The sequence below is a fragment of the Bacillus piscicola genome, from assembly GCF_022458745.1.
GTDB lineage: Bacteria > Bacillota > Bacilli > Bacillales > Marinococcaceae > Alteribacillus_A > Alteribacillus_A piscicola.
The window spans coordinates 208,103-214,138 of sequence record NZ_JAJJJF010000004.1 but is presented as its reverse complement, the minus strand read 5'-3'; the positions used below and the strand labels follow the sequence as shown (position 1 = coordinate 214,138).

General features: G+C 44.2%; 7 protein-coding genes and 1 other RNA gene. All 8 read right to left on the bottom strand.

Annotated features, from left to right (window positions below; translation table 11 throughout):
• Nucleotides 1-519: 519 nt before the first annotated feature.
• Nucleotides 520-750 carry a YaaL family protein gene (locus LOR49_RS09740; protein ID WP_240376356.1) on the bottom strand — a complete coding sequence of 77 codons (231 nt, stop codon included), beginning with the start codon at nucleotides 748-750 and terminating at the stop codon, nucleotides 520-522.
• 9 nt (nucleotides 751-759) lie between these two features.
• Nucleotides 760-1,356 carry a recombination mediator RecR gene (gene recR / locus LOR49_RS09735; protein WP_240376354.1) on the bottom strand — a complete coding sequence of 199 codons (597 nt, stop codon included), beginning with the start codon at nucleotides 1,354-1,356 and terminating at the stop codon, nucleotides 760-762.
• Between the two features lie 12 nt (nucleotides 1,357-1,368).
• Nucleotides 1,369-1,680, bottom strand: a complete 312-nt coding sequence (locus LOR49_RS09730) for a YbaB/EbfC family nucleoid-associated protein (protein WP_240376353.1) — start codon at nucleotides 1,678-1,680, stop codon at nucleotides 1,369-1,371.
• Between the two features lie 18 nt (nucleotides 1,681-1,698).
• Entirely contained in the window at nucleotides 1,699-3,426 is a 1,728-nt protein-coding gene (gene dnaX / locus LOR49_RS09725) for a DNA polymerase III subunit gamma/tau (protein WP_240376351.1), read from the bottom strand.
• Between the two features lie 184 nt (nucleotides 3,427-3,610).
• An RNA gene (gene ffs / locus LOR49_RS09720) (signal recognition particle sRNA large type) lies at nucleotides 3,611-3,876 on the bottom strand.
• Nucleotides 3,877-3,997: 121 nt separating this feature from the next.
• Nucleotides 3,998-4,144, bottom strand: a complete 147-nt coding sequence (locus LOR49_RS09715) for a YycC family protein (protein WP_240376349.1) — start codon at nucleotides 4,142-4,144, stop codon at nucleotides 3,998-4,000.
• A gap of 49 nt (nucleotides 4,145-4,193) precedes the next feature.
• A complete protein-coding gene (tadA, locus tag LOR49_RS09710; protein ID WP_240376348.1) occupies nucleotides 4,194-4,721 on the bottom strand; it encodes a tRNA adenosine(34) deaminase TadA in 528 nt (175 codons plus the stop codon).
• Between the two features lie 418 nt (nucleotides 4,722-5,139).
• Nucleotides 5,140-6,036, bottom strand: coding sequence for a cation diffusion facilitator family transporter (locus LOR49_RS09705; RefSeq protein ID WP_240376347.1), 897 nt, complete (start codon nucleotides 6,034-6,036; stop codon nucleotides 5,140-5,142).

Genomic DNA, 6,036 nt, shown 5'->3' with positions numbered 1-6,036 from the left:
CTAGTTTCTCTCGCGTTTTCTTAGCGACTCTTAATATTATAACACCGTCTTTCAAAAAGTCAATACTTAATTTTTGACCTCTTTTTGAAAAGGTGGCGTCGCTTTTTAGCGACAAGTAATAATATATCATCTTTTTATAAAGTAAGCAACAGTTTTTTTAAAAAATAAATATCATTTTTCTTTGTAGAAACTATTGCGTTACGGAAATACTATTATACTTGCTTTTTTTTAAAAAACAACTGTTTATCCAATCCAATATCCGGAAATTTTCATTTGCAACATTATTCAATTCATAATTAGCCATTGTTGATTGTAACGGAAAGCGAAGATTCCGGCGAGGATAGCATGAGTCTTGAGACCCTGCAGGGAGGTGTCTGTCTGCAGGGCAAATCAACCTTTCTATGCCATATACGAATAGTTTGGGTTCCAGTTATTTGAACTATGAAATTGCCAAATAAAAAACCGCCAGCAGCATAAGCGCGACGGTTTATACAAACAAAGTGAGCTCTACCTCCCACCTTAATTATCAAGATAGCCATTAATTCGACGCTGACGAGCTTCTTTTAATAGGAAGATATATTTGGCTCGCATCAATTTAAGATGGGCCACTATATCATCAGAAGGATCGATACTTTTTTCTATCATATTTTCATAACGATCTAAATCCTGCTTAACGGTCTGGATGGTAAGGACAAGCCGTTCATTCTCAGCTTGTCGTATCGTTTTTTTTCTTTTTAACAGCATGGCCATTGCCAACTCCTACAATTCGCGGCGTCCTTCCATAGCTTTTGAAAGCGTTACTTCATCTGCGTACTCTAGATCGCCTCCGATTGGAAGACCGTGCGCAATGCGCGTTACTTTGATTCCCGTAGGTTTAATAAGCCGAGACAGATACATTGCAGTCGCTTCTCCTTCAATCGTCGGGTTTGTCGCAACGATCACTTCTTGGATTTGATCATCCTGCAGGCGTTTCAACAAATCAGGAATATTGATGTCTTCCGGCCCTATCCCATCCATCGGCGAAATGGCCCCTCGCAGCACATGATAAAGACCACTGTATTCACGCATTTTTTCCATTGCGATGACATCTTTAGAATCTTGCACGACACATACAACCGTCTGGTCACGCTCTTTGTCGTCACAAATTCTGCACGGATCCGTGTCTGTGATGTGATGACAGACAGAGCAGTATGTCAAATCCCGCTTTGCGTTCACGAGCGACTTTGCGAACTCCAAAACATCGTCTTCTTTCATATCAAGAACATAAAAAGCCAGGCGGCTCGCCGTTTTGGGGCCAATACCCGGCAGTTTCATAAAACCATCTATTAATTTTGATATGGGTGCTGGATATTGCACGAGCTCCTCCTTCTAGAACATTCCCGGCATGTTTAGTCCTTTCGTAAACTTACCAAGATCCTGTTCTACCAATTCATCCACTTTTTTCAATGCTTCATTCATAGCAGCCAAAATAAGGTCTTGAAGCATCTCTACGTCTTCCGGATCGACCACGTCTTCATCAATTTCAATATCAACAATACGTTTATCTCCAGCAGCAACTACCTTCACCGCGCCGCCTCCTGCCGTGGCTTCTACCGTTTTATCTTTAAGCTCTTCCTGGGCCTTTTGCATTTGCTTTTGCATCTTTTGCATTTGTTTCATCATGTTTCCCATGTTTTTCATAATAACTGCCTCCATCTATCATTGATTTTCTTCGATAATTTCCACTAACTCTTTCCCTACTAACTTTATAGCTTCGTCAACAATGGGGTCGTCTCCTTTTTTTTCTTCAGCAGCAAGTTCCCCGGAAGCTTCTTGTTTTTTCTTATATGCTTCTTTGATCTTTTCCCATTGGTCGGTGAGAATAGTCACAAGCTGGAGCGGTTTCCCGCAAGCTTCTGATAGGGCCGTATCCACAATACCGTGAAATTTGGTATCGACCATGCTTCGGTGCATTTCATTTTGGAAAGCAAGCACCACCGTTTCCCCATCGGAAACAGCTGGTTTTGCGTCACTGAGCCACGCATGAGCCGGCACACTTTCACGCTTAACCTGCTGCATCACATCCGCCCACTTGTCTTTTATTAGCTGGAGCTCCGTTTTCGTTGCCGCATTCATTACTTCGTTTATTTTTTGATTTTCTCCGAGGGTCGCAGAAATTTTTCGGGATACCTTCTCACGTGACACTGGGCTGGACTGCGTGCTACTCGCAACAGAAGATTCTTTCCCTGAGGGGGCGTTTCTTTTCCATGCCTTCAGTTCCTTTTCAAGGTCAGCTACTTTCTGCTGCAGTTCTTGAATATCGGGAGACGAGATGCCTTTTTCTACATCCGGCAAGCGGTTCTCGTTAGCATGACACATCGCAATCAGTGCCATTTCCAGTAAAATCTTCGGATGATTGGTCCGTTTCATGTCTTGATGACATTCATTAAGCTGGTGAATAATGTCGTACAACCAGTCCTTCTCTGTCTGGCTGGCTAAACCTCGGAAAGCATCATCAATCGTCACCCTGTTACGCACTTCATCCAGCTCAGGTGCCGTTTTGTATAAAAGCATGTCTCTGAGATAATACAGCAGATCCTCGACAAACTGAAGCGGATCTTTCCCTTCTTGAATTAACGAGTCTGCCGCTTCAATGGCTGCTGTTGTGTCCGTCTCCTTTAAAGCATAAACCACTCTCGTTAAGAAGCGCTGTGAAACTGTACCTGTGATCAGAAGCACATCATCAGCCGAGATTTTCTCCTCCGCGAACGAAACAGCCTGATCCAAAAGGCTGAGCGCATCACGCATTCCACCTTCTGCTGCCCGGGCGATTAAATAGAGCGCTTCTTCCTCAGCCTGCCAACCCTGCTGTTCCAAAATATATGTCATCCTTGCTACCAGCTCCTCTGTACCGATACGTTTAAAATCAAAACGCTGGCAGCGGGAAATAATCGTTAGAGGTATTTTATGTGGCTCTGTCGTCGCTAAAATAAAGATGACATGGCGCGGAGGTTCTTCCAATGTTTTTAATAAAGCATTGAAAGCACCCGTGGAAAGCATGTGCACTTCATCGATAATATAAACTTTATAACGGACATCTCGAGGGGCAGCTATCACATTTTCACGGATATAGCGAATTTCATCCACCCCGTTATTGGAAGCCGCATCAATTTCAATGACGTCGACGACCGAACCATCCGTAATACCTTGACAGGACCTACACGTATTACATGGTTCCTTCACCGGTGCCTTTTCACAGTTAACTGCTTTCGCAATAATTTTCGCAGCACTCGTTTTCCCTGTACCGCGCGGCCCGCTAAACAAGTAGGCGTGAGAAAATTTCTCCTGCACAAGAGCATTTTGAAGTGTTCTGGTAATGTGTTTCTGTCCGGTGACATCTTCCAGCGTCTGCGGCCGCCATACCCGGTAAAGCGCCTTGTAGCTCACTCTCGAGACCCCCTTCCTTCCAGTGCTTTCATTCTCTCATTATACCGCGTAGCTCTTTCCATTTCAAAATTAATATGCAGTGTGTTACCCCTGCTTTCCGATCTCTACGAATCCTCCAACAGCAGCAAACACAGCAATAAAAAAAGAACAGTCCCTTCTGGAACCGTTCTTAGTATGTATAAAGCCGTGCACCTTCCGTCGGCAATGCCTCCATGAACGTTACCCGGGCAGTTAGCTCAGCCCAGGCGACTCTGCGGCACACAGAAGGGTCCGCTTACTGCTGCTTCCTTCCGGACCTGACAGGGTTCACGGGTTTCCGTTGCGCAGAACCCGGACGTCAACACCACTTACACGGGGCAGACTTCACGGAGACAAAGCCTAAAGAAGGGATTCGGTCTCGCTTTAGCGGATTGCGAGTACAGGGCACCGCTACCTCCCCACTTAGCACGGCAAATTGGATAACTTATTAAAACGCTTTGTGTCAGCGTACAACCCAGTATACATATTTATATGACAGAATGCAAGAGTAAAAAAGAGGCACTGATTATTACCAGCGCTACTCTGTCTATCATTATGTTTTTAATTCTTTTTTCTCCAGCTCATTTATTTTTTCCATAACCTCTTCCGGTGATGTATGCACAATATGTTCAACAGGCATGTTAAGCTTTTCCGCGAGCTTTTTCGCTGTTTCAGCAGTAAATTGATTAGAACGCACCATTTTCCCCTCCTGCTTTTTCACCTGCATTTACTATAACACGGTGTGTCTGCTAATCCAATTCGCCATCCATCCCATTTTCCTCTTCCCGTTTTCGTTGTTTTCTAATCCGCTTTTCTGCACGAAGTTTTCGAAAAAAAACGGTTAATAACTCAGCACATTCGTCCTCGAGCACACCGCGGATAACTTCACAGCGGTGGTTAAACCGGTCTTCTTCCAATACATTCATAATTGTCCCGGCACAGCCTGCCTTCGGATCAGCAGCTCCAAAAACCACACGCGGAATACGCGCCTGCACGATCGCTCCCGCACACATCGGGCACGGCTCAAGCGTTGCATACAGCGTGCAATCTTCGAGACGCCAGCTCCCTAATGTCCTGCATGCTTCCTGAATCGCGATTAGTTCAGCATGAGCCAACGCAGACTGGTGAGTTTCTCTTCTGTTATAACCACAGCCAATGATCCGGTTTTGGTACACGATGACACAGCCAATCGGAACTTCTCCGTCCAATTCTGCAGTTCGTGCTTGTGCAATTGCTTTTTGCATCCAACTCCGGTCCATTAATGCAATGTCCTGCATACCATTAACACCTCGATCCAATGTCTAACACAATACGTAACCGTTACTCTCCAGTTTCACCTAAAAACATTCATAAATAAAGCGTAATAAGCAATAATATACCTGAAAGGCTCTCACAAAAAAAGGAGCGATCATGAAATGAACCAAGAAAGTTTACAAAATTGAATCACAGAGCGTGAAAGTGCCCTGTCCCACCTAGATCACGCGATGACAAATGCTCATGAAGAAGCCAGACAAAAAATGCAGCATGCTGTTTCCGATCTGGAGAAATGCATCGAAAAATGCCAAACTCTTCTTCATTAATTAAAAAGGAGAAGGAATGGAGCCCTTTGGTTTCCATTCCTTCTCCTTTTTCTTCTCGATCTATTTACAGCATAAACTGCTGGGTGATACCGTGAGTACTCCTGCTTTAAGATAATTAAGTGGCCCATTTACGGTCTGCTGTGAAAGTGACGGTAAGCCACAGATCATAGGGAAGGTCCTGGAGTGAACGGTTAATTTTTTCCCGCATATCATCCATGTCGCGAACATCGCGTATTTCCGTTTCTGGGCCTAAAATAAAATCGATATCGACAAAAAGGGTCGGTCCCGCTTTGGCCAACCGTATCACTGATTCAGAAATAGAAAAAGAAGCCTCGGCTTCTTCCACCGATCCCCTAACCACCTCTTGAATATCCGGTGCTGGTGCCATTTCGAGCAGTTCTTTTCCATTATCTTTTAAACTTTTCAGTGGAACAATAAGAAAAGCACTCGCACTAACAAGAACCATAAAAGGGTCTACATACGGCACTAAAAAGGCATATCCTGTACCAGTTAATAGCAAGGCAGCGGCGAAACCGGCAAGAACAGCAACGCTTAGAAACGTATCCATCATCCATTGACGACTTTCTGCTTCAATGAACGGAGAAGTCCTTGCCTTTCGTTTTAAAATAAAAAAAACAACCGCACAACCACTAACGCAAAGGATGGCATAAAGGAATCCTTGGGCAGGATCAACATCCCGTCCTCCTGTGAACAAATCATAGAGCGCTGTCACCATAGCAACCGCACATAGAATAGCGAGCGCACTATGTTTCACAAAAAGTACAATCGGCTCAATCATCCCTTTCCCATATGGAAACCGCTTCTCATCACGCTTCTTAATAAAAGAAGTAGCCCCTAATGATAGGAGCGAAAGAGCCAAGCTGATAAAAGAATACACACCGTCAAATAAAATCATAGATGACTTCGCATACAATCCCCAAATTACACCTACAAGTGCAAATAGAAGGGATGCTATTACGGATAACCATATCATTCGAATCGTGACATTCAT

Excerpts from the sequence above, each read along its gene's own strand:
- LOR49_RS09740 (WP_240376356.1), bottom strand. The coding sequence starts at position 750 with ATGGCCATGCTGTTAAAAAGAAAAAAAACGATACGACAAGCTGAGAAT.
- LOR49_RS09730 (WP_240376353.1), bottom strand. The coding sequence starts at position 1,680 with ATGAAAAACATGGGAAACATGATGAAACAAATGCAAAAGATGCAAAAG.
- LOR49_RS09715 (WP_240376349.1), bottom strand. The coding sequence starts at position 4,144 with ATGGTGCGTTCTAATCAATTTACTGCTGAAACAGCGAAAAAGCTCGCG.
- tadA (WP_240376348.1), bottom strand. The coding sequence starts at position 4,721 with ATGCAGGACATTGCATTAATGGACCGGAGTTGGATGCAAAAAGCAATT.
- LOR49_RS09705 (WP_240376347.1), bottom strand. The coding sequence starts at position 6,036 with ATGAATGTCACGATTCGAATGATATGGTTATCCGTAATAGCATCCCTT.